Here is a 26,748-nt window from a genome sequence, read left to right as displayed (position 1 = left end):
TCCCGTTCCGTGGGCGACGTCGGCGGTCGATGCTGGCTGACCATCGTTGCCTCACGGAGGCTTCCTTGTTGAACTGAGCATCGAGCTCGCCGCTGGCAGTCGTCGATGTCTGAATGCACGTCAATCCGGATGGTACCGAATGAGCGAGACAAAGGAAGGCGTATTGTACGTGGTCGCCACGCCGATTGGGAATCTCGAGGATATCAGCGCCAGGGCGGGCCGGCTTCTTTCGGAGGTCGATGCCATTGCGGCCGAGGATACTCGGCATACCCAGCGTCTGCTGCGGCACCTGGGGATAGAGCGTCCGCTGATTTCACTCCATGAGCATAATGAAGCCGCTCGCGTGGAGCAGTTTCGCCGACGCCTGGCGGACGGAGACACGCTGGCATTGGTGAGCGATGCCGGCACGCCCTTGATCTCCGATCCGGGCTTCTTGCTGGTTCGGGAACTGCGCCAGGCGGGATGTCGGGTCGTCCCGGTGCCAGGGCCCTGTGCGCTGATCGCCGCGCTGAGCGTGGCCGGTTTGCCGACGGATCGCTTCACTTTCGAGGGGTTTCTTCCCGCCAAGTCGGGCGCGCGTAAGAAGCAGCTGGAGGCCGGAGCGGCTCGCGACGAGACACGGGTTTTCTACGAGTCGCCGCATCGTATTCGCGATCTGCTCGCCGATCTCGCTGCGGTGGTCGGCGAGCGCCAAGTGGTGCTCGCCCGTGAGTTGACCAAGACTTTCGAGACGCTGCTGGAGGGCTCCGCAAGCGAGCTGCTGAGTGTTTTGGAGGATGATCCGGATCAGGCCCGGGGGGAGTTCGTAGTGATGCTGGCCGGCGCGCCACCCAAGGAGGTGTCTGCCGATGACGCGGAGGGCGAAGCGCTGATTCGAGCGATGCTGGCCGAGGACGTCGGGGTCAAGAATGCGGCGGCCGTGGCAGTGCGTCTACTCGGTGGGCGGCGCAAGCATTGGTATCAGTTGGCGTTAACGCTGAAATCCGAATCCTAGGTTTCCGTCGGATGATTCGTTATCTGGCTTCCTTCATCTGACAGTCGAGCCACTGGCTGCTCGTTTCGTCTTCGCGAGTGTCGGCTTTAGGCGACGTTTCTGTGCCAATGATGGCGGCTTTTGGCGATCGCGACACTGCCGCCTTGAGAGGGCCCCGGGGGGCTGCTATTCTTGCGCGCTTGGGAGTTGGCCAGACAGTCGCCGCCGGCATTGCCGGGGGAGGAAAGTCCGGGCTCCATAGGGCGAGGTGCCAGGTAACGCCTGGGCGGCGCAAGCCGACGGCTAGTGCAGCAGAGAGTAGACCGCCTAAGCAGCGATTTCGCTGCCGGTAAGGGTGAAAGGGTGCGGTAAGAGCGCACCGCGCGCCTGGTAACAGTGCGTGGCAAGGTAAACCCCACCTGGAGCAAGACCAAATAGGGATCCTTTGGCGTGGCCCGCGCTGGATCCGGGTAGGTTGCTCGAGAAACGTGGCGACGCGTTTCCTAGATGAATGACTGTCTTAGACAGAACCCGGCTTATCGGCCGACTCCCTCTCCGATTTTTGCCGTTCGACACCGAGATCCGCATGCTGCACCGCGACAACGCTTCACAGGCACCCGAAGGCGGTACGGCAGATCGCCCCGATTTTCGTCATACCAGCGTTTTGCTCGAAGGTGCCGTGGATGCCTTGGTGCAATATCCATCGGGTGCTTATCTCGACGGCACCTTTGGCCGCGGCGGCCATTCCCGCGCGATTCTTTCGCGTCTCGATGATCGTGGTCGGCTGATCGCGATCGATCGTGACCCCGCTGCATTGGCGGTGGCCGCCGAGATCGACGACGCTCGCTTGACGGTGTGTCAGGGCGTTTTCGCCGAATTGGACCGTCATGCCGAGACGTGTGGTGTCCATGGCAGTTTGAGCGGTGTCCTCCTCGATGTCGGCGTTTCCTCCCCCCAACTGGATGATCCCGAGCGCGGCTTCAGCTTTCTTCGCGACGGTCCACTCGACATGCGCATGGATCCCACCTCGGGGATCGGCGCCGCCGAATGGATTGCGCGAACCGATGATCATGAGATGGCGCGCGTCTTCAAGACCTACGGCGAAGAGCGTTTTGCCAAGCGCATCGCGCGGGCCATCGTGGCCGCAAGGCGTGAAGCGCCGATCGAGCGAACTCACCAGCTCGCCGAGATCGTCAAGGCCGCACACCCCGCCTGGGAGAAGGGAAAGCATCCCGCGACACGTGTTTTTCAGGCGATCCGCATTCATTTGAACGATGAGCTGGGTCAGCTGGAGCGTGCGCTGGATGTCGCACTGGAGTCGCTGCAGACGGGTGGGCGGCTGGTCGTCATCAGCTTTCATTCGCTCGAGGACCGTTTGGTCAAACGTTTCATCCGCGATCAGTCGCGTGGCGATACACACCTGCCGCGCGGCATGCCGATCCGCGAAGATCAGCTCAACAAGCGCCTCAAGCCGGTCGGCAAGGCAATGCGTGCCAGTGAAAGTGAAGTCCATGCCAACCCGCGCTCGCGCAGTGCGGTGATGCGCATCGCCGAGAAGTTGAAATAAGGAGCTCCATGGCCGTTCAAGGACGACACCGTCTACTGGAAACCGGTGATTGGCCATTCGCTCGGCGCCCGAGCGGTCGTACTCTGCTGCTCGGCGTGGTGATCGTTGCGGTCTTGATCACGGCGGTAGCCATCATCAGCACGTCACATTTGACCCGCGTACAGTATGCGAGATTGCAGAAGTTGGAAAATCAGCGCGACTCGCTACAGACGGAGTGGGGGCGTCTGCTGCTCGAAGAGAGTACCTGGTCATCGCCGGCGCGGATCGAGTCGTTGGCGAGCAAACGTCTGGATATGCGCGTGCCGAGCGTCGATGAAGTGAAGGTGATTCATCCATGAGTGCGACGCGTCGCAAGTCTCCGGGCAGAGTGCGCCGTTCGAATGCGCCATTGGGTGCGGGGCGTTACTGGTTCATGCTCCTCGTTATCCTGGTGGCGCTGTCCGCGCTGGTTGGGCGTGTCGTCTATCTTCAGGTGATCGATCGCAGCTTTCTTCAGAATCAGGGTGATGCTCGCACCCTGCGCGTCGAAACCATCGGTGCCCATCGCGGCATGATCAGCGATCGTAACGGCGATCCGCTGGCGATCTCGACACCGGTGGTGACGTTGTGGGCCAATCCCCAGGAACTCCCTCGGGATCCCATTCAGCAGACGCTGTTGGCTAAGGCGCTGAAGGTCGATCCCCGGCAGCTCGAAGATCGTATCGAGCGCTACTCGAATCATGAGTTCATGTACCTGCGGCGACAGTTGACGCCGGCCGCGGCCAAGCCGGTGCTCGACCTGCAGATGCCCGGGGTCTATTCACGTGACGAGTACAAGCGCTATTACCCGGCGGGAGAAGTGGCGGCCCAGCTCGTGGGCGTGACCAACGTCGACGACAAGGGCCAGGAAGGGCTTGAACTCGCCTACAACCGATATCTGACCGGTCAGCCTGGCAAGCGCCGCGTGCTCAAGGATCGTAAGGGTCATCTGGTTCGCGACCTTCACTTGATCGAAGAGGCCAAGCCCGGCGGCGATCTCACGCTGTCCATCGATCTGCGTCTGCAATACATGGCCTATCGAGAGCTGGCGGCAGGAATTCGCAAAAACGATGCCGATGGCGGCTCACTGGTGATGCTGGATGCGCGCACCGGTGAGGTGCTGGCAATGGCCAACTTGCCTTCCTACAACCCCAATAATCGTAGTGATGTCGATGTGCGCGGGTTACGCAATCAGGCGGTCACCGATGCCATCGAGCCCGGCTCGGTGATGAAGCCACTGGCGATGTCGGCGGCGCTGGCTTCCGGCAAGTACACCCCGGATACCATTGTCGATACTACTCCGGGCTGGATGATGGTGGACGGCTATACCATCAGTGATTTCCGCAACTACGGCAAACTCGACCCCGCAGGTATCCTGTTCCACTCCTCCAATGTCGGCATGTCGCATATCGCGCTGTCGTTGCCCCAGGACACCATCTGGAATCGCTATCGCGAGCTGGGGTTGGGCCAGTCTCCCGGCACCGGGTTCCCCGGAGAAAACAGTGGCAGTCTGCCGTCGCTGACCAATCTGCCACGCAGTGTTCAGGCTGCCATGGCCTACGGTTACGGGATTGCGGTCACGCCGCTGCAGCTAGCGAGTGCCTATACAGCTATTGCCAACGATGGCAAGCGCCTGTCGCCGTCCCTGCTCAAACTCAACGGCAGCCCCGAAAGCCAGCAGGTCATCTCGCCGACGATTGCTCATGAGTTGCTTGGCATGATGGAAAAGATCGTGCAGCCCAACGCCGGTGGTCATCTGGCAATGGTCCCCGGCTATCAGATCGCAGGCAAGACCGGCACCGTGCGCAAGGTCACCAGTTCGGGATATCAAAAGAAGGCGTATCGGGGCTTGTTCGCGGGTATCGCGCCAGCTTCCAATCCGCGCGTCGTCACCGTGGTGATGATCGACAATCCCAAAAAGGGTGACTATTACGGCGGCCTGGTCGCTGCGCCCGTGTTCAGTCGAGTCGTCGGCAGTGCCTTGCGCCTGCTCGATGTGCCGCCCGACGCCCCCGCCGATGTGGCGAAACAGGAGGCATCTCCATGAGGATCGATGCGACGCGGCTGGCGACGACGCTGGCCGAGCTCTGGCCCGAGGCCGCCTCACCGTCTCGACTGACATCATGGATGCCGGCTTCGCCCGAATTGGTGCTGGAACCGGATAGCCGTCAGCTGCACCAAGGCGACCTGTTTCTGGCAGTGCCCGGCGTCAGCGTCGACGGGCGTCGCTTCATCGATACCGCGCTGCAGGCCGGTGCCGTCGGCGTGCTGTGCGAGGCGGATGGACTAGATTCGGCGTGGCTGGCGGACGATCGCGTTCTGGCGCTGCCAGGGCTGACGCATCGTCTTGCAGCGTTGGGTCGTCGGCTGTTCGCAGTGCCGGAGACGCTGAAACTGATCGGCGTTACCGGCACCAATGGCAAGAGTTCCGTGACCCACTATATCGCCACGTTGCTGGAGGCGCTGGGTACGCCGGCCGGGGTGATTGGCACGCTGGGGTACGGCAGGCCGGGTGCCATTCGTTCCGCGTTGCAGACCACGCCGGGGCCGCTTTCGTTGCAGCAGATGCTCGGCGAGATGGCGAGCGAGGGCGTCGATGTCGTGGCGATGGAGGTTTCCTCCCACGCGCTGACTCAGGAGCGGCTGGGCGACACGCGGGTGGACGCGGCGGTTTTCACCAACTTGACTCGCGATCATCTCGACTACCACGGCAGCATGGCGGCTTACGCCGCGGCGAAGGCTCGGCTGTTCAAACGGGAGTCGCTTCAGCTTGCCGTCGTCAATGGCGACGATCCTTTGTCTCGACTGATGCTGGCCGGTCTGGCACCGGGCATCCGCGTGCTGGCGACAGGCGATGGCGATGCAACGACTCTTCGAGTCGTCGATTGCGAAGCACTACCCAATGGCCTGCGCGCGATAGTCGCCACGCCCGAGAACGAAGGCGTGCTCGAACTACCGTTGATGGGTCGCTTCAATCTCGATAATGCGCTGCTGGCGATGACAGCGCTTTACGGATTGGGTTATCCGCTGGAATCCTTGTGGCAGGCTGCCGGCGAGCTGCAACCCGTTCCAGGCCGCATGCAGCGTCTGCCGCGTGAAGACGGCGCGAACGTACCGGTGGTAGTCGTGGATTACGCCCACACGCCGGATGCGCTCGAGAACGCTTTGTCCGCTTTGCGGATGCATTTGCCCGGCGTGGACGGTGGCGAGCTGTGGTGCGTGTTCGGCTGCGGTGGTGATCGCGACAGTGGAAAACGCCCCTTGATGGCGGCTGCGGCCCAGAAGCTGGCGGATCGGCTCGTCATCACCGATGACAATCCGCGTGGTGAAAATCCGCAGTCGATTCGTGATCAGATCATGGAGGGACTTTCGGGCTCGGCTCGAGTCAATAGCTGGTCCGTTGCGGGTCGAGGGCAGGCAATCGAGCGCGTCATCGAGACCGCCAAGTCCGACGATATCGTGCTGATTGCCGGCAAGGGCCATGAGGACTACCAGGAAATCGCCGGCGTGCGGCAGGACTTCAGCGACGTCGATGTCGCGACACGAGCCTGTCGGGCGCGGGGGGCGCTTTATGAGTGACAAGCTTGGCGCTGTCGCCGCGCGTCTGGGTGCTTCTCTGCGAGGGCCTGACGCCGAATTTTCGCGGATCGTCACTGATACCCGGGCGCTTTCGCCTGGTGACCTGCTGGTCGCGCTCGAGGGAGAGCGCTTCGACGCGCATGATTTTCTGGCTCAGGCGCGCGACAAAGGCGCGGTGGGGGCGGTCGTTTCTCATCCAGTCGACGACCCGCTGGCACAGATCGAGGTGCCGGATACACGCCTCGCGTTGGGTCTGCTGGCACGCGCGCATCGGCTTGCCTGGACCGGCCAGCTGATCGCCGTGACCGGTAATAGCGGCAAGACGACGGTCAAGGAGATGCTGGCATCGATCCTGCCGGTCCGCGCACCGACGTTAGCCACGCGGGGTAATCTGAACAATGACATCGGCGCGCCGCTGACGCTGCTCGAGCTCGGCGCGGACCAACGCTATGCGGCGATCGAGCTGGGGGCCAATCATCTGGGAGAAATCGCCTGGACGACGGCGCTCGCCAAACCGCAGGTCGCTGTCATTACCAATGTTACCGGCGCCCATGTCGGTGAGTTCGGTGGGCTTGGACAGATCGCCCAGGCCAAGGGCGAGATTCTTGCCGGGCTGCCGGCCGATGGCTGCGCCGTTCTTGATCGCGACGAGCGCTACTTCCCGGTCTGGCGGGCGTTGGCGGGGGGCACCCGGGTGATCGATTTCGGCATCGACGCCGATGCCAGTGTCACCGCCGGTGATCTGGTGTGTGACCCGGCCGGGCGTTATGCTTTCACGCTTCGTTTACCGAACGGCACGTCGGTCCGAGTCACGCTGTCACTGATGGGGCGGCATAACGTGCGTAACGCACTGGCGGCCGCGGCTGCGGCTCACGCGCTGGGCTTCAGTGGCGCAGAAATCGCCGCGGGGCTCGAGGCCTGTCGCAGCATGGCCGGGCGGATGCAGGCGATCGACGGCATCCGCGGCAGCCGCGTGATCGACGATAGTTACAACGCCAATCCCGGCGCGATGCGAGCGGCGCTCGAAGTACTGGCGTCGCTGCCGGCGCCGCGCTGGTGTTTTATCGGCGCGATGGGCGAGATGGGTGCTGACGCCGAGCGTTTGCATGCCGAAATCGGCCACGCGGCGCGCGATTTCGGTATCGATTTTCTGGGTACGTACGGCGAACCCGCGCGTGCCGCAACCGAGGCCTTCGGTGACGAAGGCCATCATTTCGATGACTGGGCAACGCTCGAGCGTTTCGCCCAGGATCAGCTTCCTTCCCGGGCCAGCGTGCTGGTCAAGGGATCTCGCAGTGCCGGTATGGAACGACTCGTTGCCGCGCTGCGTGATGACGCCTCAAGGTGAATCTGACTCATGCTGCTTTTTCTGGCTGAACTGCTGACCCACTTTCAAAGTGCTTTCAATGTTTTCGGTTACCTGACCCTGCGTGTGATCCTGGGTACGCTGACGGCGCTGTTCCTGAGCCTCTGGATGGGGCCACAGATGATTCGTCGTCTGGTCGAGCGCCAGATCGGCCAGGCAGTACGCGACGATGGCCCGCAGTCGCATTTGTCCAAGGCTGGCACGCCGACCATGGGCGGCGCGTTGATTCTGGTTTCGATCGCCGTGAGCACGCTGCTGTGGGGAGATTTGACCAACCACTATGTCTGGCTGGTGCTGGCAGTGACGTTGGGTTTCGGCGCCATCGGCTGGGTCGACGACTTCCGCAAGGTGGTGGAAAAAAATCCTCGCGGTCTGCCGGCTCGGTGGAAATACTTCTGGCAGTCGGTCATCGGTATCGGCGCCTCGCTGGTTCTCTATTTCACGGCTGCGAGTCCCGTCGAAACCAGTCTGATAGTGCCGCTGTTCAAGGACGTGGTGATTCCGCTTGGCGTGTTCTACATCGCGTTGAGCTATCTGGTCATCGTCGGCAGTTCGAATGCGGTCAACCTGACCGATGGTCTCGACGGCCTGGCGATCATGCCCACCGTGCTGGTCTCCATGGGGCTGGCAGTGTTCGCCTACGCCAGCGGCAACGCCGTCTTCGCCAACTACCTGCACATTCCCGAAGTGCCGGGAGCGGGTGAGCTGGCGGTATTCTGCGGCACCATCGCCGGCGCCGGTCTCGGCTTCCTGTGGTTCAACACCTATCCCGCCCAGGTCTTCATGGGCGACGTCGGCGCGCTGGCGCTGGGCGCGGCGTTGGGCATCGTCGCCGTCATCGTGCGCCAGGAGATCGTGCTGTTCATCATGGGCGGTGTGTTCGTGATGGAAACGGTATCGGTCATCCTTCAGGTCGGCTCCTACAAGCTCACAGGTCGACGAATCTTCCGGATGGCGCCGTTGCATCACCATTTCGAACTCAAGGGATGGCCGGAGCCGCGCGTGATCGTGCGCTTCTGGATCGTCACCGTGATGCTGGTCCTGCTGGGACTGGCGACTTTGAAACTGCGTTGATGTCATGAGCGATCAGTCGGGTATTGAACGAGTCGTGCCGCATTCGAGGAGTGACGGGGGAAAGGGCGGCATGCCCAAGCTGGTCGTCGGGCTGGGAATCTCCGGCCGGGCGATCGCCCGGTTTCTGCAGCAGCGCGGAGAGCACTTCGTGGTCGCCGATACCCGAATCGAGCCGCCCGGTATCGATGCGTTTCGTGAAGCATACCCGGACGTCGAGATTCATCTCGGCGATCTGGCGACGCTGGATCTATCGGCGTTCGCCGAGATCGTCGTCAGTCCGGGGGTCGATCTCGACAAGAGCGGTTTGAACCCGGTGCGAGATCGCATCATCGGTGAAATTTCGCTTTTCGCGCGTCACTGCGAAGCACCGATCGTGGCCATTACCGGATCGAATGCCAAGTCCACGGTGACGACCCTGGTCGGCGACATGGCTCGGCAGGCCGGCAAGCGAGTCGCCGTGGGCGGCAATCTCGGCGCCGCCGCGTTGGATCTGCTGATCGATCAACCGGATGCCGAGCTGTTCGTGCTGGAGCTTTCGAGCTTTCAGTTGGAGACCCTGAGCTCTCTGGGTGCGAGCTGCGCCGCTTTCTTGAACCTGTCCGCCGATCATCTCGACCGTCATGGCGATATGGAAAGATACCGGCGCGCCAAGGCCAGAATTTTCGAGAGCGCCGTGCATGTCGTCGTCAACGCCGACGATCCGGCAACCTGGCCGGACAATCCATCGTTACCCTGCGAGCGTTTCACGACGCAGTTGCCAACAGGCGAGGCGTGGGGCATCGCGATTCCCGCTAGCGTACCCGGCGAATCGGGTGCACCCGGCGAGTGGCTATGCCATGGCCAGCAACCGCTGATGCCGGTCAGCGAACTGGGTCTGGCGGGTCGCCACAACCAGGCCAATGCGTTGGCGGCGATGGCGATCGGGCACGTCATCGGTGTGTCGGTGGCGGTCATGCGTGGGGTTCTGACACAGTTTGCCGGGCTACCCCATCGAGGGGAGGTCGTCGCCGAGCGGGATGGCGTGCGGTGGATCAACGACTCCAAAGGCACTAACGTGGGCGCCACTCTGGCGGCGATCGCCGGATTGGGCGAGACCTTGACCGGACGGGTGATCTGGTTGGGCGGCGGTGTCGGCAAGGGGGCGGACTTTACCCCGTTGGCGGCGCCGCTGGCCCGTCATGCTCGCGAGGCGATCGTGTTCGGTCAGGACGCTGGGCTGCTGGTTGCTGCGCTCGAGTCGCAGGTGGCTACCTGCCGTGTCGACACACTCTTGCAGGCCATGCGTCGGGCTGCCTCGATCGCCGAACCGGGCGACTGTGTGCTGCTGTCACCCGCTTGCGCCAGTCTCGATCAGTTTCCTAACTATCTGGCGCGTGGCGAATCGTTCCGGAAGATTCTCGAACAAGGGCAGGAAGCCGCATGTTGAAGGCCATGTTGAAGACGTCGCAGGACCGGCTCACCACGCGGCATCATTCATTCGATGGCTGGCTTCTGTTGGCGACGCTGTCATTGATGCTGATCGGCTGGGTGATGGTGACTTCTGCCTCGACCGAGATCGCTGCCAATCTGACGGGTAATCCTTACTACTTCAGCATTCGTCATGGCATTTTCGTGCTCGCGGCGATCGGAGCCGGTCTGGTTGCCGTATGCCTGCCGCTGGACTGGTGGCGGCAGAAAGGGCCGCTGATGCTGATCGTGGCGCTGTTGCTGCTGTTCGTGGTGCTGATCGTGGGGCGCGAGATCAATGGCAGTCGCCGCTGGATCCCGCTGGGCATCATCAATATCCAGGCTTCGGAAGTCGCCAAGCTTTGCATGATCGTTTACGTCGCCGGCTACCTCGAACGTTATCTGCCCGATGTGCGTCGGAGCTGGAGCGCGTTCATGCGTCCGTTGGCAGTGATGGCGCTGATCGGGTTTCTGCTGATACTGGAACCCGATTACGGTGCGGTCGTGGTGCTGACCGGCTGTGTCATGGGGATGTTGTTGCTATCCGGCGCGCCGCTATGGCGATTTCTGCTGATTCTGGCCGTCGTTGGCTCGGGCGCCGTGATGCTGGCGGTGGCGGAGCCATATCGTCTTCAGCGCATCACCAGCTTTGCCAACCCATGGGCAGACCAGTACAACACCGGCTATCAGTTGACGCAGGCGTTGATCGCCTTCGGTCGCGGCCACTGGTTCGGCCTGGGGCTGGGTAACAGCGTGCAGAAGCTGTTTTATCTACCCGAGGCGCATACCGACTTCGTGTTTGCCGTGCTGGCGGAAGAGCTGGGGTTGTTCGGGGCCGTCGGGGTGATTCTACTATTCGCACTGCTGGTGTTTCGGGCCTTCCGGATCGGCCGCAAGGCCGAGTTGGCGGGGATCCCGTTCGCGGCCTATCTCTGTTATGGCATCGCCCTGGTCATCGGTGCCCAGGCGTTCATCAACATTTCCGTCAGCGCTGGTATGTTGCCAACCAAGGGGTTGACACTGCCGCTGTTGAGTTACGGTGGCTCGAGTCTGATCGTCAGCGGGGTCATGATGGCAATTCTGTTCCGAGTCGATGCGGAAGTGCGGCGACTCCAGCGTCGGCCCGCGCCAGGTGTCGATTCCGAGGCCGATACCCATTCCGGGGTCAGAACCACGAACGGTATACGGCCGGCGAATGGCGCGAGGGAGTCGGACCATGAGTGAGTTGCGACGCGTCTTGATCATGGCTGGTGGCACCGGTGGACACGTCGTGCCGGCGTTGTCGCTGGCCAGAGCCCTGCGTGAACGTGGCGTCACGGTAGAGTGGCTGGGGAGTCCTCGCGGGATTGAAAATTGTCTCGTTCCCGCCGCGGATATCACGCTGAACCAGATCGATGTGGCGGGGTTGCGCGGCAACGGCCTGACCGGTTGGTTGGCGATACCCTGGCGCCTGACGCGTGCCATCTGGCAGTCGCGCCGGGTGATCCGACGCTTCGATCCGCAGCTGGTCGTCGGACTGGGTGGTTTTGCCAGCGGCCCCGGCGGGCTGGCGGCGCGATTGAGCGGCAAGCCATTGATCGTGCATGAGCAGAATGCAGTCGCCGGGTTGACCAACCGGTCATTGGCGCGACTGGCAACGCGCGTCTATGCGGCGTTCCCCGGTGCTTTTCCCGGCAAGCAGGCCGAGGTAGTGGGCAACCCCGTGCGTGCCGACATCGCTACGCTGGGTGAACAACCCAGAACGGCCGGGCAGATGGACGGGCGTAGCCTGCACTTGTTGGTATTGGGTGGTTCGCTGGGCGCGCAGTCTCTGAATCAGAAATTGCCGGAGGCGCTGGCGGCATTGCCGGTGGCGCGGCGTCCCGAGGTTCGTCATCAGGCCGGACGTGACAAGGACGATGTCACGCGAGAAGCCTATCGCGGGGCCGGCGTCGAGGCGGATGTCAGCGTTTTCATCGACGATATGGCCGAGGCCTATGACTGGGCGGATATTATCGTATGTCGCGCCGGTGCGCTGACCATCGCCGAACTGACGGCGGCAGCCAAGCCGTCGTTGCTGGTGCCGTTTCCTCACGCGGTCGACGATCACCAGACCCACAATGCGCGTCACCTGGTCGAAGCCGGTGGCGCCGAGCTGATACAGCAGGCCGAGTTGACGTCTGAGCGCCTGCAGGCAGCTCTCGAGTCACTTTTGCAGCCCGAGGTGCTGGCGCGGATGGCGATCCAGGCACGTCGGGTAGCCCACCTCGATGCCGTCGAACGTCTGGTCGACGGCTGCATGGAGATCGATTTTGAGCGATAGCATTCAGACGCGGCCGACGCGATCGCATCTCGGGATGCGCCGCATTCGAGGCATTCATTTCGTCGGGATCGGTGGAGCCGGTATGTGCGGTATCGCCGAAGTCCTGGTCAATGAAGGCTACGAGGTCAGTGGCAGTGACCTGCGGGAATCCGCGGTGACGCAGCATTTGCGCCAATGCGGCATTCGGGTGGCCATCGGCCATGCGGCGGTCAACGCCGAGGGTGCCAATGTCATCGTGGTTTCGACCGCGGTCGACCCGACCAACCCCGAGATCCAGTGGGCGCGCGAGCATCGCATTCCGGTCGTGCGGCGAGCGGAGATGCTGGCCGAACTGATGCGCTTTCGCCACGGGATCGCGGTTGCCGGTACCCACGGCAAGACCACGACCACGAGTCTGTTGTCGACGCTATTCGCCGAAGCCGGGCTCGATCCGACTTTCGTCATCGGTGGCAAACTGACCAGTGCCGGCACCAACGCACGATTGGGTTCCGGGGATTTTCTGGTTGCCGAGGCCGACGAATCCGACGCGTCTTTTCTCCATCTGCAGCCGATGACATCGATCGTCACCAACATCGATGCCGACCATATGGCGACCTATGATGGCGATTTTTCGCGATTGAAGACGACTTTCATCGAGTTCCTTCACAATCTGCCGTTCTACGGCCGTGCCGTGCTGTGTCTCGACGATGATAACGTGCGGGAATTGCTGCCCCAGGTTCAGCGCCAGTTCGTGACTTATGGCTTCAGCGAGGAAGCCGATTATCGGGTGACGAACTTCCAGCAGACCGCCGAGACCATTCGATTCATCGCCGAACGCCCCGACGGACTGGCGTCCTTGCGGATCACTCTGGCAATGCCCGGTACTCACAACGCGCTGAACGCGCTGGCGGCGATCGCTGTCGCTACCGATGCGGGCGTCAGCGACGATGATATCGTCAAGGGGCTCGCATCTTTCGGAGGCGTCGGCCGACGGTTCCAGGTCCATGGTCATTACTCGCTGCCTCGCGGGGGCGAGGTGATGCTGGTCGACGACTATGGCCATCATCCTCGGGAAGTCGAGATGGTCATCCGGGCGGTGCGGGCGGGCTGGCCGCAGCGTCGTCTGGTGATGATCTATCAGCCGCACCGTTACAGTCGTACGCGTGATCTCTACGAGGATTTCGTGCGCGTGCTTTCCGGGGTCGACACGCTGCTGTTGCTGGACGTATACGGTGCCGGCGAGGCGCCGATCCCCGGGGCGGAGGGCAAGACGCTGGCAGGCTCGATTCGTCAGCGAGGCCAGGTCGATCCGTTGTTCGTCGAAGACAAGTCGGCCTTGCCGGCGATCCTGTCGCGAGTCCTGCTCCCCGGAGACATTCTGTTGACCCAGGGCGCTGGCGATATCGGCGGGATTGCTCAGCGACTCGCCCAGAGCGCGCTCGATCTCGACGAGGTGAGCCTTTGAGCGGGTTATCGGAGAAGAACGTGCGCGTCATGACGCGACAGGGCCGGGTTGTTTCGGCTCTCGACGGTACCTCAGGTTTCGATGACGTCACCGAGTCCCGTGACGTTTGGCGTCTCGATGACGCGAACATGGGGCGACCGTCATGAACACGAACGCGCGGGGCACGTTGCTGGGTGTGCTCATGCTCGTGGTCCTCATTGGTGCCGGCGGCAGGGCGCTGTGGCTGTGGTTGGACAAGCCCATCGAGCGAGTCTCGATCAGTGGCGACTTGAATTACGTGAGTGCGAGTTATCTTCAGAAGGAGCTGGCGCCGCTGGTGAGGGGACACACCTGGCTCTCCTTGTCCTTGACCGATCTACGCAATGAAGCGCGCGCGATTGGATGGTTGCGGGAAGTGACGGTCTCGCGGGAATGGCCGAATACCCTGAGATTCGTTCTCTATGAACAGGATCCGGTTGCTCGCTGGAACGATGACCGATTGCTGAATAGCCGGGGGCAGTCGTTCGCGCCCGGCCCGGTGACGGATCTTGGTCGCCGCCTGCCTGATCTCGGGGGGCCCCAGGGATCGGGTCGAGAGGTGCTCGGTTATTACGACTCGTTGCGCCGCACGCTGTCGAATCTCGGACTGTCGATCACGCAGTTGAGATTGGAACCCCGAGGCGCCTGGCGTTTCCAAGTCAATGATGGCGTCTGGGTAATTCTGGGGCGTGCCGACTTGGATGCACGATTGGCTCGTTTTATTGCTGCATGGAAGCGACAGTTAAGTGAAGAGGCGTCGCAGATACGCTACATCGACTTGCGTTATCCCAACGGAGTTTCGGTGGCACGTCATGGCGAAACGACAATGACGTCGGGTGATTAGTTCTCGTCATCGCGGTTCGTTTAGCCAGTCCTGACCCCTTGGCCGGCGCTTCTGAGAGAATATTATCTTGAGCGATAGACGCCGTGAGAAGCGGGGCAACAGGCTTGTTCAGCCTCGCTCTTCATCACGACTATCGACCCATTTCGTTATTTCGCAAGCTCGTAAATAGCCGCTAGCCTCCTTCCTTATTTCCCTTTTAAAGAAAAAGAGCTTAATGTGGCTTTTGTTTCAACGATGGGCTGGTGAAAAAGGTCGTCTTGTTCCTATAATAAGCGCGAGTCTTTATTAGCCTATTTTCATCCGGTTTACTGGTGAAGTTTGAGGAGCGACCCCGACCTATGGCAGGACAATCCAACGCTTCCAATATGGTGGTCGGGCTGGATATCGGAACATCCAAGGTGGTCGCCATCGTGGGGCAACCCACTGACGATGGCGGGTTGGAAATCGCCGGGATTGGTTCACATCCTTCTCGTGGTATGAAGAAGGGCGTCGTGATCAATATCGAATCAACCGTTCAGTCGATTCAGCGCGCCGTGGAAGAAGCCGAATTGATGGCTGGCTGCGACATTCATTCCGTGTATGTCGGTATCGCCGGTAGCCATATCAGCTCCATGAATTCCGATGGGGTCGTGGCGATCAAGGACCGCGAAGTCGCGCAGGCCGACATAGAGCGTGTCATCGATTCCGCTCGCGCCCGCGCCATCTCTGAAGGACAGCGGGTGCTTCACGTCATCCCGCAGGAGTTCGCGATCGATACCCAAGAGGGGATCCGCGAACCCCTTGGCATGTCCGGCGTACGCCTCGAGGCTCGCGTGCATCTGGTGACGGCGGCCATGAATGCCGTTCAGAATATCGAGAAATGTGTGCGGCGTTGCGGGCTGGAAGTGGATGACATCATTCTTGAGCAGCTCGCCTCCAGTCATGCGGTGTTGACCGAGGACGAACGTGAGCTCGGCGTGTGCATGGTCGACATCGGTGGTGGTACCACGGATATTGCCGTATTTACCGAAGGCGCGATTCGACACACCGCAGTGATTCCGATCGCCGGCGATCAGGTGACCAATGATATCGCCATGGCGTTGCGTACGCCGACCCAGTATGCCGAAGACATCAAGGTCAAATATGCCTGCGCGCTGACACAGTTGGCGAGCAGCGACGAAATGATAAAGGTTCCCAGTGTCGGTGACCGCCCGGCGCGGGACCTCTCCCGCCAGGCATTGGCGGAAGTCGTGGAGCCCCGTTACGAGGAACTCTTCACCCTGGTGCGCGAAGAGCTGCGTCGTAGTGGGTACGAGGACCTGGTGGCGGCCGGTGTCGTACTGACGGGTGGCACCTCTCGCATGGAAGGCGTCGTGGAGCTGGCTGAGGAGATATTCCATATGCCGGTACGCATCGCTTGCCCGTACAATGTCCGCGGCTTGGCGGACGTGGTGCGTAACCCGATTTATTCGACGGGGGTTGGTTTGCTATTCTACGGAATGAAAGACGCCAAGCACTCTCGCGCAGTATCAGCCCAGCCTCAACGGGAAGACTCACTTCCCCGGCGCGCAACCAGGGATGAGGTTTCGACGCTGGAGCGACTCAAAGGCTGGTTTAAAGGAAATTTCTGACAGGCCGCAAGCGGTCTTGGAGACGGGGCAATGTTCGAACTAGTAGATAACGCACCTTCTAGTAGTGCAGTCATCAAAGTCATCGGTGTCGGCGGCGGCGGCGGCAACGCTGTCAACCACATGGTCGAGAGCAACATCGAAGGCGTCGAGTTCATCTGCGCCAACACCGATGCCCAGGCGCTCAAGCGCGTGGCGGCCAAGACCGTGCTTCAGCTGGGTGGCGAGATCACCAAAGGGTTGGGCGCGGGAGCCAACCCTGATGTTGGTCGCCAGGCGGCGATGGAAGATCGCGAACGCATCGCGGAAATGCTCCAGGGTGCGGACATGGTCTTCATCACGGCCGGCATGGGCGGCGGCACCGGCACCGGCGGTGCACCCGTCGTTGCGCAGGTGGCGAAGGAGCTCGGCATCCTGACGGTTGCGGTCGTCACTCGCCCGTTCCCGTTCGAAGGTCCTAAGCGCATGCGCGCAGCCGAAGAGGGAATGAAGGAGCTGTCCGAGTACGTCGATTCGCTGATCACCATTCCCAACGAGAAGCTGCTGTCGGTACTGGGCAAAAATGCCAGCCTGCTGACGGCGTTCAGCGCTGCCAACGACGTGCTGTTGGGCGCCGTCCAGGGGATCGCTGAGCTGATCACCAGCCCCGGTATCATCAACGTCGACTTTGCTGACGTGCGGACGGTGATGTCGGAAATGGGCATGGCGATGATGGGCACTGGCGCCGCCACCGGTGAAAACCGCGCGCGCGAAGCTGCCGAGAAAGCCATTCGTAGCCCGCTACTCGAAGATATCGACCTTCATGGCGCTCGCGGCATTCTGGTCAATATCACTGCTGGTCCGGATCTCTCCATCGGTGAATTCAACGATGTGGGTGCCACGGTTCAGGAGTTCGCTTCGCAGGATGCCACCATCGTCGTGGGGACTTCCATTGACATGGAGATGTCCGACGAACTGAGGGTGACGGTCGTGGCCGCAGGTCTCGACGCGCAGAAAGAGAAGGCGATTCCTCGCGAAACCGCTGCCTCGCGTCCGGAAACGACGGACTATCGCAAGCTGCAGCAGCCGGCGGTAATGCGTCAGCAGGCCGCGCGTGCCGAGCAGGAAGCCGCGGCGAAGAAGCCGCAGCAGGATCGGCGCAAGTCGTCTGACATGGATGACTACCTGGACATTCCTGCGTTCCTGCGTCGTCAGGCTGATTGATAGTATTTTAAACTGCCGATCATCATTCTGTAACGTCGATATGGTTGGTAGGCCTTTGGTTTGGTGTTATAGTGAACACCGTTTCCAAACCATTTGACTGTTAGGTCGATGCCATGATCAAACAACGAACGTTGCAGAACACGATTCGCGCCACTGGCGTGGGGCTCCACTCCGGAGAGAAAGTGTATCTGACGCTGCGTCCTGCGGCGCCCAACACGGGCATCGTGTTCGTGCGTACCGATCTCGACCCGGTAGTGCACATTCCGGCTCACGCCGAAAGTGTTACCGACACTAACCTGTGCACCGCGCTGTCCAAGGATGGCGTCAAGGTGGCCACGGTCGAGCACTTGATGTCAGCGTTTGCAGGTTTGGGCATCGATAATGCCTATGTCGAACTGAGCGCGCCGGAAGTGCCGATCATGGACGGCAGTGCCGGACCGTTCGTCTTCCTGATTCAGTCGGCGGGCATCGCCGAGCAGGCGGCCCCTAAGCGGTTCATTCGTATCAAGCGCGAAGTGACGGTCAACGATGATGGCAAGCAGGCGACCTTCCTGCCGCATAACGGCTTCAAGGTCAGCTTCGCGATCGACTTCGATCACCCTGTCTTCGAGCAGCAGAAGCAGACGGCCAGCGTCGATTTCTCGACCACGTCTTTTGTCAAGGAAGTTTCCCGTGCCCGCACTTTCGGGTTCATGCGTGATCTGGAGTTTCTGCGCTCACAGAATCTGGCGCTGGGTGGCAGTCTCGACAATGCGATCGTTGTCGATGATTACCGCATCGTCAACCAGGATGGCTTGCGTTACGACGATGAGTTCGTGAAGCACAAGATGCTGGATGCGATCGGTGACCTCTATCAATTGGGTTGCAGTCTCATCGGCGAGTTCAAAGGCTACAAATCCGGCCATGGACTCAACAACCAGCTTTGCCGCGAGCTGCTGGCTCATCCCGAGGCTTACGAGATCGTGACTTTCGAAGAGTCGACTCAGGCCGCCCCTATCTCTTATGCAGCACCTGCCATGGCGTAGGGCTCCGGCAGCCGATCACTTCAGGCTGTCCTGCTTGCCGCTTGGCCAGACGCCGATCTCCGGATCGGCGTTGTCGTTTCTGCGGTTTGCAAATCGTCAGCGGTCATGACGGCCAGCCCGCACTCATTCATGGCTCGTAAGAAGACTAGGATCTTGCCAACGCTCGACTCGTGCCAAGGTCACGCTGAGGGCTCGTCGCCAGACTCGGATGGCACATCGGCGTGGGAGGCCAGTCGATTCAACGATCGCTTGAGTGGCGAATCATCGAGACTCTCCGCGCAGTGAGAGAGCGCCTCGGCGCCGGCCGGCGACAGGCGGCGGGTTTGGCGCGGCACTGCCTTGACGGGACGTATGGGGCGTACCTTCAGCGAGAATTTCATGATCGCCTCGAACCCCGGCAACTGATGCAACAGCTTGAGCAGGCGCGGCTGCTCGTAGCGTAGCCAGGTCAGCCAGGCGGCTCGATCGGTGATCAGCGTCAGCACGCCGTCGTGATAGCCGCCCACGTAGAGATGTTCGGCGACGTCCGGTGGCACGTGGCTTCGCAGATGGGTCTGGGCGCGTTCGATCAGTGTCGCCATGCGCATGACGTCACCCAATCCGCCGGGTTGTTCCAGCAGTCGGGAAACGGGCTGGGCTCGTAAACGCTTAGCCTTTATACTCATCGGCTTGCACGCAGTGGGAAATGACCCGCTAAACCTATCACGACGCGGAGTTCGTCGACAGCATGACTTCGGCCAAAGCGCAGTCCGGTCAGCGTGGCGCAATCTGGCGCCCCCGGCAGCGAGCCCATTGGTGGCTGGCCAGTGTGCTGGTCGGCTGTCTGTTGCCCGCGGGCCTGATTCACGCCGAGGCATTGCGGCTGGCCGAGCGCCTCACCCAGGTCTATCTGATGGCTCCGGAGGCCATCCGTGCGGAATCCCGGCGTGTTGCGCGCGTTGCCGCCAAGCGCCCCACGCACCCGCAAGCCGCGGCCGCTCTGTCGCAACGCTCCGTCTATGTCGAACCCGTCATCACTCTCAGTGCTGCGCTGGACGTCATCTCCCGTCGCGGCCCGCCGATTTCTGTCTGATCTCTGGTTACACGTTTCATCATATCGGCAGCCGATGCGGGTCGTTCGTCGTGTCGTTGCCCCAGCGCAGCACAAGAACAGAGTTAGGCAGGAACTACATCATGTTGAATGGATTGCTACATAAACTGGTCGGCTCCAAGAACGACCGCGACGTCAAACGCATGCGCAAGCAGGTCGTGGCGATCAACGATCTTGAGGCGACCTTCGAAGCGCTCGACGATGTCGCGCTTCAGGCCAAGACCGCCGAGTTTCGTCAGCGCCTCGCCGATGGTGAAAAGCACGAGGGGCTGCTGCCGGAAGCGTTTGCCACCGTCCGAGAGGCCAGCAAACGCGTTCTGGGCATGCGCCATTTTGATGTGCAGATGGTCGGCGGCATGTCCCTGAACGATGGTCGAATCGCGGAGATGAAGACCGGTGAAGGTAAAACGTTGGTTGGCACCCTGGCCGTCTACTTCAACGCGTTGCTGGGCAAAGGCGTTCATGTGGTCACGGTCAACGACTATCTGGCCAGTCGTGATGCCAACTGGATGCGTCCGCTCTACGAATTCCTCGGTCTAAGCGTCGGCGTCATCGCTTCGGGCCAGCCCAACGATGAGAAGCGCCAGGCCTACGCCTGCGACATCACTTACGGCACCAACAACGAATATGGCTTCGACTACCTGCGCGACAACATGGCGTTCTCGATGCAGGACAAGGTCCAGCGTCCGTTGCACTACGCGATCATCGATGAGGTCGACTCGATCCTGATCGACGAGGCGCGTACGCCGCTGATCATCTCCGGCCCGGTTGAGGAGAACGTCGAGCTTTATCGCACCATCCACACGCTCTCCAAGCAGCTCGTGCAGTGCACCGACGAGGAAGATCCGAGTACCGGTGACTTCCTGATCGATGAAAAGCAGAAACAGGTCGAATTGACCGAAGAAGGGCATCAGAAGGTCGAGGAGCTGATGCGCGAGGCGGGGTTGCTGAAAACGGAGGAATCGCTCTACGCCGTACAGAACCTGGGCCTGTTGCAGCATATTCACTCCGCGCTGCGTGCCCGATGCCTCTACCATCGTGATGTCGACTATATCGTCGCCGACGGCAACGTGGTCATCGTCGACGAACATACCGGTCGTACCATGCCCGGTCGTCGCTGGTCGGAAGGCCTGCATCAGGCGGTCGAGGCCAAGGAAGGGGTCAACATTCAGCGCGAGAGCCAGACGTTGGCCTCTACCACCTTCCAGAACTATTTCCGGCTCTACGAAAAACTGGCTGGCATGACCGGCACCGCGGATACCGAAGCATTCGAGTTCAACCATATCTATGGTCTCGACGTGTTGGTCATTCCGACCAACCGTCCGTTGGCGCGTCAGGATCTCAATGATCTGGTCTATCTCAGCGCCGAAGAGAAATATGGCGCAATCATCGAGGACGTCAACACCCAGCGCGAGGCCAACCGACCTGTGCTGGTGGGTACCGCGTCGATCGAAACCTCTGAATATCTCTCCAAGCTGATGCAGGAGAAGAAAATCCCGCACAACGTGCTCAATGCCAAGCAGCACGATAGTGAAGCCGAGATCATCGCCCAGGCCGGCCGCCCCGGCGCTATCACCCTGGCGACCAACATGGCCGGTCGCGGTACCGACATCATGTTGGGGGGTAACTGGGAGGCCGAGGTTGCCAAACTCGAAAATCCCAGCGACGAACAGATCGCCGCGATCAAGGCCGAGTGGCAGCAGCGCCACGATGCGGTGCTCGAAGCCGGCGGACTGCACGTCATCGGTTCAGAACGTCACGAATCTCGACGTATCGACAACCAGCTGCGCGGGCGTGCCGGCCGTCAGGGGGATCCGGGCTCGACGCGTTTCTTCCTGTCGTTGGAAGATAGTCTGATGCGACTGTTCGGGTCCGACCGCGTGCAGCGTCTGATGGGGGCCCTGGGGCTCGAGGAAGGCGAAGCCATCGAACACAAGATGGTCTCGAATGCCGTCGAACGCGCGCAGAAGAAGGTCGAGGGCCGCAACTTCGACATTCGTAAACAGTTGCTGGAGTACGACGACGTCTCCAACGATCAGCGCCGGGTCATCTATGAGCAGCGCGACGACATTCTTGCCGCCGACGAGATTTCCGATAACGTCGCCAGCATTCGTGACGAGGTACTCGAGCAGACTATCTCCGATTATGTGCCGCCGCAGAGTCTGCCGGAGCAGTGGGAGCTGGCCGGGCTCCAGGATCAGCTCAAGCAGGAGTTCAATCTCGATCTGCCGCTGGTGCAATGGGCGGAAGAGGACGACAACTTCAACGAGGAAGTGCTGCGCCAGCGCCTGCTCGATCAGCACCGTGGGCAGTATGTTGCCAAGGTCGACGCGATCGGCGGTGACATGATGCGACGCTTCGAGAAGCAGGTGATGCTTCAGGTGCTGGACACTCGCTGGAAGGAGCACCTGCAGTCGATGGATCACCTGCGACGCGGTATCCACCTGCGTGGCTACGCGCAGAAAAACCCCAAGCAGGAGTACAAGCGCGAAGCGTTCGAACTGTTCCAGTCGTTGCTCTACAACATCAAGCACGATGTCACGCGAATTCTGAGCCACGTCCAGGTGCGCCGTCAGGAGGAGGTCGAGGATCTCGAACGCCAGCGTCGCGAAGCGCTCGAGCGGGAAAAGGCTTCCAGTCAGTCGGTGCACGAAGACGCTGTGGCCGCTGCTCAGCAAACGGCCGAACGGGAAACGGAAGCCGATGACGACGGCGCCCAGCCGGTCCGTCGCGAGAGCCCCAAGGTCGGCCGCAACGATCCTTGCCCGTGCGGTTCCGGCAAGAAATACAAGCAGTGCCACGGCACGCTCAGCTGAGGCGATGCAGGGCCCGGCAAGCCCGGGCCTTTCAAGGAGAATCGAGATGGCCGTAGGACAGTCAGTATTTCCGGAGATGCCAGCCATCGGGGGCGTGCGTCTGGGTACGGCGATGGCCGGGATCAAGAAGCCCGATCGCCGCGATCTGGTAGTGATCGAGATACCGGAAGATGCCGCGGTCGCGGCAACGTTCACGCGCAACGCCTTCTGTGCCGCGCCGGTACAGGTGGCGCGTGAGCACTTGCAGCAGTCCGCTCCGCGCTATCTGCTGATCAATACCGGAAACGCCAATGCCGGGACGGGCGTTCGTGGCCGCCAGGATGCCGAAAGCTGCTGTACCTCGTTGGCGGATCTGGCCGGTGTCGGTCCCCACCAGATACTGCCGTTCTCGACCGGCGTGATCGGCGAGCCCTTGCCGGTGGGACGCATTGCCGCTGGCTTGCCGGCGGCGATGGAGTCGCTTGACGAAGCCGGCTGGGCGCTGGCTGCCGAGGGCATCATGACCACCGATACCCGAATCAAGGGCGCTTCGATTCAGGTCGAGCTCAGCGGTGGCACCGTTACCCTCAACGGCATCAGCAAAGGCTCGGGCATGATCCAGCCCAACATGGCGACCATGCTCGGCTTCGTCGCTTGCGATGCGGCCGTGGAACCGGCGAAGCTTCAACACTGGCTGCGCGAATCCGTTCAGGTATCGTTCAATTCGATCACCGTGGATTCCGATACCTCCACTAACGACGCCTGCACCCTGATCGCCACGGGCCGCGGCCCGGCTGTCGAGTCCGCCGATGACGAGCGACGCTTCCGCGAGGCCCTGACGGCGGTATTGACCGAACTGGCCCAGGCGATCATCCGCGATGGCGAAGGGGCGACCAAGTTCGTCACGCTCAACGTCGAACAGGCGGCCAGCGTCGACGAGGCCCGTGCGGTCGCGTTTACGGTGGCCCACTCGCCGCTGGTCAAGACGGCGCTCTACGCCTGCGATGCCAACTGGGGCCGGATTCTCGCGGCCGTGGGCCGTGCGCCAGTGGAAGCGCTCGACGTCGAGCGTATCGTCATCGATCTGGGTGGCGAACGTCTGGTCGAACACGGTGGGCGTGCCGACAGCTATACCGAAGAGATCGGCAGTCGGGTCATGGCGCAGGAAGAGATTCCCATCCGGATTCGACTTGGCCGGGGCGCGGCCAGCGCGACGGTCTGGACTTCCGATCTCTCTCACGATTACGTATCGATCAACGCGGATTACCGCAGTTGAGCGCTATCCAAAAGATGGGCGCTATCCCGACGACGAGCGCGATCCAGGGGATGAGCGCCATTCGAACGACCGACGCTTTCCACGGGCGCGCGTCGACGTTAAACACTGCAGTGGTGCGAGAGACATAGCGAGATGATCAAAAGACGGGTCCATGTAGCGGCAGCCGCTGTCATTCGCGGCGACGGACGGGTGCTGATCGCCAAGCGCCCCGCGACTGCCGATCAAGGTGGTCTGTGGGAGTTCCCGGGGGGCAAGCTGGCGCCCTACGAGACCGGGCTCGAGGCACTCAAGCGGGAACTGAGCGAAGAACTCGGCATCCAGATCGTGCGCGCGCAACCGCTGATTCGGGTGCACCACGAATATCCCGACAAGCATATTCTGCTGGACGTGTGGCAGGTGCGCGAATATGACGGCGATCCTTACGGCCGAGAAGGCCAGCCGGTACGCTGGGTCGAGGTCGATGACCTGCCCAATTATCCGTTTCCGGCGGCCAACCTGCCGATTCTGCAAGCGGTGGCGCTCCCCCAGGAGTATCTGATTACCGCGGAAGAGACCGACGATACGGTCTTTCTGCAGCGGCTCGAGCACGCGCTGAAGGAAGACAACGTTCGGCTGGTCCAGCTGCGCGCGAAGGGGCTGGACGACGCCGCCTATCAGGCGCGAGCGGAGAAGACTCTCGAGCTGTGTCATCGATACGCGGCCCGACTGCTGCTCAATGCGGACCCCGAATGGCTGCAGCGCGTCGATGCCGACGGCATTCATCTGACCAGTGCGCGGCTGATGTCGCTCAAGCATCGCCCCGTCCCCAGCAACAAGTGGCTGGGCGCATCGACTCACGGCGATGAGCAGCTGACTCAGGCCGGCGCGATCGACTGCGATTTCGTCACACTGTCGCCGTTGGCGCCAACGCCATCGCATCCTGATGCGGTCACCATCGGCTGGCACGATTTCCAGCAGATGGTGGAAATGGCTGCGATGCCGGTATTCGCACTGGGCGGCATGACGCGCCACCACGCCAGTCAGGCGCGGGCTGTCGGCGCCCAGGGCATCGCGTCGATCCGTGATTTCTGGCGCAACGATCAGGATTGAAAGGCATTGACACGAACAAAGACTCCGCGCGAATTCGTGCGGCGTCTTTCGTTTCGGTGGGCGGACCGTGGGTTTGCCGGAGGAGGCTCGAGGTGGCGGCCTCGCTGCGAGTGTCAGTCCTGGCCGCGCTCGAGGCGGTCGATCAATTCGTCGAGTTCGGTTTCATCCATATGCGGCTCGCCGGCAATGCGGTGGGAGCCGTCGGCCCAGGCCCCGAGATCGAGTAGCTTGCAGCGTTTCGAGCAGAATGGCCGATAGAGATTTTCGGTCGTCCAGGCGATCGGTTTCTGGCACTGAGGGCAGGGTACCGTCAACGGCTTCTTGCCGGAGGCGGGGCCGGCACCCGGGGTTGCATCATTACTGGGGTCGTTACGTCGGGTCATGGCGAGAGGTGTCGTGTCGGTGGCTTTCATGTCGGAGATTGGCGCGGCGGCTTGGGTATCGGCCGCTATCGTTCCCGTGAACGAGCCAGTTGACGATAGCGGATATCCAGCCGGGCGACCTGTTCGAGTAGATGTTGGTGGTCGCGTCCATTGTCGATGACGTCATCGGCGGCTGCAAGACGACGTTCCCGCGGGCTCTGGGCGGCAATGATGGATTCCACCTGACGTCGATCGACACCATCGCGTGCCAGGGTGCGGGAAATCTGGAGTTCCTGCGGCACGTCGACCACCAGAATCCGATCGACCAGCTCGCGCTGCCCTGACTCGATCAGCAGCGGCGAGACCAGCAGGCAGTACGGCGCGCCGCTGCCGGCCAGCCGTTCCAGGTGCCTCATCAGACCCTGACGGATACGCGGGTGGGTCTCGTGTTCCAGCCACCGGCGTTCCGCCTCGTCGTCGAATATCCGAGCGCGCAGGGCGCGTCGGTCGAGCGTGCCGTCCCGCTGCAGGATCGTCGGACCATGGCGTTCGGCAATAGCGGCCAGTGCCGGTTCACCCGGCATGACGATTTCCCGCGCCACCTGGTCGGCATCGACCCACCCGATCCCCAGCGCGCCAAAGGCATCCGCCACCGCGCTCTTGCCCGAGCCGATTCCGCCGGTAACCCCGACCACCAGGGTGGCGGTCTCGGCTTCGCTTTGCGTACCGCTCGTGTGCATTACCAGCCTCCCATCAGCAACGCCTGATAGCCGGCCAGCAGCGGAGCGCCGACCAGCAGCGAGATCCACCCGGCCAGCGCGATGTAGGGCCCGAACGGCATTGACTGGTCTCGGTTCTGCCGTCGCGAGGCGATCAGGATCAAGCCCACAATTGCGCCGAGGCCTGCGGAAAGCAACAGCAGCAGCGGCAGATTCTGCCAGCCTAACCAGGCGCCGAGCGCCGCCATCAGCTTGAAGTCACCGTAGCCCATGCCCTCCTTGCCGGTGGTCAGCTTGAATAGCCAGTAGACCGACCACAGCGATAGATACCCGGCGACCGCACCCAGCACGGCGCTACCCAGCATCAGCTGGTCGAACAGCCATTGATAGAGCAGTCCGGCCCAGAGTAGCGGCAAGGTCAATGCATCCGGCAACAGTTGGGTTCGCCAATCGATGACGGCCAGGGTCAACAACGTCAGGCAGGCGCCGATCAACCACAGGCTTTGCCAGCTCAAACCGTGCAGTGCGATGACTGCCACCGTCAGTAGCGCCGAGGCCAGTTCGACCAGCGGATACTGGGCGCTGATCGACGTGCCGCAGGCCGCACAGCGGCCGCGACGCTTGAGCCAGCCGATCAGCGGTAGATTATCGTGCCAGGCGATGAAATGGCCGCAGCTCGGGCAGTGCGAGCGTGGCGTCGCCAAGTTGTAAGGCGCGTTGGCTTCCGTCGGCTGCTCCAGGGCTTCCAGCGCCTCGGCTCGCCACCGCCGCATCAGCATCACCGGCAGCCGTACGATGACGACATTGAGAAAGCTGCCAAGCGCCGCGCCGAATAGAAACGCCAGCGGCCAGATAAATAGAGGGGGAAGGTCGGACAACGGAAGCTCCACGAACATCGAATAAATAGTCAGCGCTAAGGGTAACGCATATGAAAGCTGGCTTTTGAGTGCG

General features: G+C 61.7%; 23 protein-coding genes and 1 other RNA gene. 20 read left to right on the top strand and 4 right to left on the bottom strand.

What is annotated here, in order from left to right:
* Positions 1 to 139 precede the first annotated feature (139 nt).
* The 16 genes from rsmI (at position 140) to lpxC (ending at position 18,466) form a co-directional block, all read left to right on the top strand.
* A complete protein-coding gene (gene rsmI / locus DOM27_RS05735) occupies positions 140 to 994 on the top strand; it encodes a 16S rRNA (cytidine(1402)-2'-O)-methyltransferase (RefSeq protein WP_110655106.1) in 855 nt (284 codons plus the stop codon).
* 182 nt (positions 995 to 1,176) lie between these two features.
* An RNA gene (gene rnpB / locus DOM27_RS05730) (RNase P RNA component class A) lies at positions 1,177 to 1,528 on the top strand.
* Positions 1,529 to 1,559: 31 nt separating this feature from the next.
* Positions 1,560 to 2,540 carry a 16S rRNA (cytosine(1402)-N(4))-methyltransferase RsmH gene (gene rsmH / locus DOM27_RS05725; protein ID WP_110655167.1) on the top strand — a complete coding sequence of 327 codons (981 nt, stop codon included), beginning with the start codon at positions 1,560 to 1,562 and terminating at the stop codon, positions 2,538 to 2,540.
* 8 nt (positions 2,541 to 2,548) lie between these two features.
* Positions 2,549 to 2,878, top strand: coding sequence for a cell division protein FtsL (gene ftsL / locus DOM27_RS05720; RefSeq protein ID WP_110655105.1), 330 nt, complete (start codon positions 2,549 to 2,551; stop codon positions 2,876 to 2,878).
* A complete protein-coding gene (locus DOM27_RS05715; protein WP_110655104.1) occupies positions 2,875 to 4,605 on the top strand; it encodes a peptidoglycan D,D-transpeptidase FtsI family protein in 1,731 nt (576 codons plus the stop codon). The genes ftsL and DOM27_RS05715 overlap by 4 nt, the downstream gene beginning before the upstream one ends.
* The gene (locus DOM27_RS05710; protein ID WP_110655103.1) at positions 4,602 to 6,137 is read left to right on the top strand and encodes a UDP-N-acetylmuramoyl-L-alanyl-D-glutamate--2,6-diaminopimelate ligase; all 1,536 of its coding nucleotides are present in this window, start codon (positions 4,602 to 4,604) and stop codon (positions 6,135 to 6,137) included. The genes DOM27_RS05715 and DOM27_RS05710 overlap by 4 nt, the downstream gene beginning before the upstream one ends.
* Positions 6,130 to 7,485 (top strand): UDP-N-acetylmuramoyl-tripeptide--D-alanyl-D-alanine ligase, encoded by a 1,356-nt coding sequence (locus DOM27_RS05705; RefSeq protein WP_110655102.1) that lies wholly within the window; start codon positions 6,130 to 6,132, stop codon positions 7,483 to 7,485. Before DOM27_RS05710 ends, DOM27_RS05705 begins: the two co-directional genes overlap by 8 nt.
* Positions 7,486 to 7,494: 9 nt before the next feature.
* Positions 7,495 to 8,577 (top strand): phospho-N-acetylmuramoyl-pentapeptide-transferase, encoded by a 1,083-nt coding sequence (mraY, locus tag DOM27_RS05700; protein ID WP_110655101.1) that lies wholly within the window; start codon positions 7,495 to 7,497, stop codon positions 8,575 to 8,577.
* Between the two features lie 70 nt (positions 8,578 to 8,647).
* Positions 8,648 to 10,003, top strand: a complete 1,356-nt coding sequence (gene murD / locus DOM27_RS05695; RefSeq protein ID WP_110655100.1) for a UDP-N-acetylmuramoyl-L-alanine--D-glutamate ligase — start codon at positions 8,648 to 8,650, stop codon at positions 10,001 to 10,003.
* Positions 9,997 to 11,247 (top strand): putative lipid II flippase FtsW, encoded by a 1,251-nt coding sequence (ftsW, locus tag DOM27_RS05690; RefSeq protein WP_245392605.1) that lies wholly within the window; start codon positions 9,997 to 9,999, stop codon positions 11,245 to 11,247. The genes murD and ftsW overlap by 7 nt, the downstream gene beginning before the upstream one ends.
* Positions 11,240 to 12,325 (top strand): undecaprenyldiphospho-muramoylpentapeptide beta-N-acetylglucosaminyltransferase, encoded by a 1,086-nt coding sequence (murG, locus tag DOM27_RS05685; protein WP_110655099.1) that lies wholly within the window; start codon positions 11,240 to 11,242, stop codon positions 12,323 to 12,325. The genes ftsW and murG overlap by 8 nt, the downstream gene beginning before the upstream one ends.
* 34 nt (positions 12,326 to 12,359) lie before the next feature.
* Complete coding sequence (gene murC / locus DOM27_RS05680; protein ID WP_245392612.1) at positions 12,360 to 13,769, top strand: UDP-N-acetylmuramate--L-alanine ligase; 1,410 nt, start codon at positions 12,360 to 12,362, stop codon at positions 13,767 to 13,769.
* A 142-nt stretch (positions 13,770 to 13,911) separates the two neighbouring features.
* Entirely contained in the window at positions 13,912 to 14,631 is a 720-nt protein-coding gene (locus tag DOM27_RS05675; RefSeq protein WP_110655097.1) for a cell division protein FtsQ/DivIB, read from the top strand.
* A gap of 338 nt (positions 14,632 to 14,969) precedes the next feature.
* Positions 14,970 to 16,241, top strand: coding sequence for a cell division protein FtsA (gene ftsA / locus DOM27_RS05670; RefSeq protein ID WP_110655096.1), 1,272 nt, complete (start codon positions 14,970 to 14,972; stop codon positions 16,239 to 16,241).
* Between the two features lie 30 nt (positions 16,242 to 16,271).
* Positions 16,272 to 17,441 carry a cell division protein FtsZ gene (ftsZ, locus tag DOM27_RS05665; protein WP_110655095.1) on the top strand — a complete coding sequence of 390 codons (1,170 nt, stop codon included), beginning with the start codon at positions 16,272 to 16,274 and terminating at the stop codon, positions 17,439 to 17,441.
* A 113-nt stretch (positions 17,442 to 17,554) separates the two neighbouring features.
* Positions 17,555 to 18,466, top strand: a complete 912-nt coding sequence (gene lpxC / locus DOM27_RS05660; protein WP_110655094.1) for a UDP-3-O-acyl-N-acetylglucosamine deacetylase — start codon at positions 17,555 to 17,557, stop codon at positions 18,464 to 18,466.
* A gap of 179 nt (positions 18,467 to 18,645) precedes the next feature.
* Here lpxC and DOM27_RS05655 read toward each other — a convergent pair whose 3' ends face one another.
* Positions 18,646 to 19,131 (bottom strand): DUF721 domain-containing protein, encoded by a 486-nt coding sequence (locus DOM27_RS05655; RefSeq protein ID WP_110655093.1) that lies wholly within the window; start codon positions 19,129 to 19,131, stop codon positions 18,646 to 18,648.
* 62 nt (positions 19,132 to 19,193) lie between these two features.
* Between DOM27_RS05655 and DOM27_RS05650 the strand changes: the two genes are divergently transcribed.
* From DOM27_RS05650 to DOM27_RS05635, 4 genes are all read left to right on the top strand, one after another.
* A complete protein-coding gene (locus DOM27_RS05650; protein ID WP_110655092.1) occupies positions 19,194 to 19,538 on the top strand; it encodes a hypothetical protein in 345 nt (114 codons plus the stop codon).
* Between the two features lie 101 nt (positions 19,539 to 19,639).
* Entirely contained in the window at positions 19,640 to 22,372 is a 2,733-nt protein-coding gene (gene secA, locus DOM27_RS05645; protein WP_110655091.1) for a preprotein translocase subunit SecA, read from the top strand.
* 46 nt (positions 22,373 to 22,418) lie between these two features.
* Positions 22,419 to 23,627 (top strand): bifunctional glutamate N-acetyltransferase/amino-acid acetyltransferase ArgJ, encoded by a 1,209-nt coding sequence (gene argJ, locus DOM27_RS05640; protein WP_110655090.1) that lies wholly within the window; start codon positions 22,419 to 22,421, stop codon positions 23,625 to 23,627.
* Between the two features lie 132 nt (positions 23,628 to 23,759).
* The gene (locus DOM27_RS05635; protein WP_110655089.1) at positions 23,760 to 24,716 is read left to right on the top strand and encodes a Nudix family hydrolase; all 957 of its coding nucleotides are present in this window, start codon (positions 23,760 to 23,762) and stop codon (positions 24,714 to 24,716) included.
* A 113-nt stretch (positions 24,717 to 24,829) separates the two neighbouring features.
* On the opposite strand, the gene yacG is transcribed toward DOM27_RS05635, so the two are convergent.
* The 3 genes from yacG to DOM27_RS05620 all read right to left on the bottom strand — a co-directional run bounded on the left by yacG (position 24,830) and on the right by DOM27_RS05620 (position 26,693).
* On the bottom strand, positions 24,830 to 25,099 hold the full coding sequence (gene yacG / locus DOM27_RS05630; protein WP_110655088.1) for a DNA gyrase inhibitor YacG: 270 nt from the start codon (positions 25,097 to 25,099) through the stop codon (positions 24,830 to 24,832).
* A 65-nt stretch (positions 25,100 to 25,164) separates the two neighbouring features.
* The gene (coaE, locus tag DOM27_RS05625) at positions 25,165 to 25,818 is read right to left on the bottom strand and encodes a dephospho-CoA kinase (protein WP_245392604.1); all 654 of its coding nucleotides are present in this window, start codon (positions 25,816 to 25,818) and stop codon (positions 25,165 to 25,167) included.
* On the bottom strand, positions 25,818 to 26,693 hold the full coding sequence (locus DOM27_RS05620) for a prepilin peptidase (RefSeq protein ID WP_110655164.1): 876 nt from the start codon (positions 26,691 to 26,693) through the stop codon (positions 25,818 to 25,820). Before DOM27_RS05620 ends, coaE begins: the two co-directional genes overlap by 1 nt.
* Between the last annotated feature and the right edge of the window lie 55 nt (positions 26,694 to 26,748).

Source organism: Salinicola halimionae, assembly GCF_003206065.1.
GTDB lineage: Bacteria > Pseudomonadota > Gammaproteobacteria > Pseudomonadales > Halomonadaceae > Salinicola > Salinicola halimionae.
This window is presented reverse-complemented; position numbering and strand designations above follow the sequence as displayed.

Bases quoted from the DNA above. Each gene is read 5' to 3' on its own strand.
- rsmI (WP_110655106.1), top strand. From the start codon at position 140: ATGAGCGAGACAAAGGAAGGCGTATTGTACGTGGTCGCCACGCCGATT.
- rsmH (WP_110655167.1), top strand. From the start codon at position 1,560: ATGCTGCACCGCGACAACGCTTCACAGGCACCCGAAGGCGGTACGGCA.
- ftsL (WP_110655105.1), top strand. From the start codon at position 2,549: ATGGCCGTTCAAGGACGACACCGTCTACTGGAAACCGGTGATTGGCCA.
- DOM27_RS05715 (WP_110655104.1), top strand. From the start codon at position 2,875: ATGAGTGCGACGCGTCGCAAGTCTCCGGGCAGAGTGCGCCGTTCGAAT.
- DOM27_RS05710 (WP_110655103.1), top strand. From the start codon at position 4,602: ATGAGGATCGATGCGACGCGGCTGGCGACGACGCTGGCCGAGCTCTGG.
- DOM27_RS05705 (WP_110655102.1), top strand. From the start codon at position 6,130: ATGAGTGACAAGCTTGGCGCTGTCGCCGCGCGTCTGGGTGCTTCTCTG.
- mraY (WP_110655101.1), top strand. From the start codon at position 7,495: ATGCTGCTTTTTCTGGCTGAACTGCTGACCCACTTTCAAAGTGCTTTC.
- murD (WP_110655100.1), top strand. From the start codon at position 8,648: ATGCCCAAGCTGGTCGTCGGGCTGGGAATCTCCGGCCGGGCGATCGCC.
- ftsW (WP_245392605.1), top strand. From the start codon at position 9,997: ATGTTGAAGGCCATGTTGAAGACGTCGCAGGACCGGCTCACCACGCGG.
- murG (WP_110655099.1), top strand. From the start codon at position 11,240: ATGAGTGAGTTGCGACGCGTCTTGATCATGGCTGGTGGCACCGGTGGA.
- murC (WP_245392612.1), top strand. From the start codon at position 12,360: ATGCGCCGCATTCGAGGCATTCATTTCGTCGGGATCGGTGGAGCCGGT.
- DOM27_RS05675 (WP_110655097.1), top strand. From the start codon at position 13,912: ATGAACACGAACGCGCGGGGCACGTTGCTGGGTGTGCTCATGCTCGTG.
- ftsA (WP_110655096.1), top strand. From the start codon at position 14,970: ATGGCAGGACAATCCAACGCTTCCAATATGGTGGTCGGGCTGGATATC.
- ftsZ (WP_110655095.1), top strand. From the start codon at position 16,272: ATGTTCGAACTAGTAGATAACGCACCTTCTAGTAGTGCAGTCATCAAA.
- lpxC (WP_110655094.1), top strand. From the start codon at position 17,555: ATGATCAAACAACGAACGTTGCAGAACACGATTCGCGCCACTGGCGTG.
- DOM27_RS05655 (WP_110655093.1), bottom strand. From the start codon at position 19,131: ATGAGTATAAAGGCTAAGCGTTTACGAGCCCAGCCCGTTTCCCGACTG.
- DOM27_RS05650 (WP_110655092.1), top strand. From the start codon at position 19,194: ATGACTTCGGCCAAAGCGCAGTCCGGTCAGCGTGGCGCAATCTGGCGC.
- secA (WP_110655091.1), top strand. From the start codon at position 19,640: ATGTTGAATGGATTGCTACATAAACTGGTCGGCTCCAAGAACGACCGC.
- argJ (WP_110655090.1), top strand. From the start codon at position 22,419: ATGGCCGTAGGACAGTCAGTATTTCCGGAGATGCCAGCCATCGGGGGC.
- DOM27_RS05635 (WP_110655089.1), top strand. From the start codon at position 23,760: ATGATCAAAAGACGGGTCCATGTAGCGGCAGCCGCTGTCATTCGCGGC.
- yacG (WP_110655088.1), bottom strand. From the start codon at position 25,099: ATGACCCGACGTAACGACCCCAGTAATGATGCAACCCCGGGTGCCGGC.
- coaE (WP_245392604.1), bottom strand. From the start codon at position 25,818: ATGCACACGAGCGGTACGCAAAGCGAAGCCGAGACCGCCACCCTGGTG.
- DOM27_RS05620 (WP_110655164.1), bottom strand. From the start codon at position 26,693: ATGTTCGTGGAGCTTCCGTTGTCCGACCTTCCCCCTCTATTTATCTGG.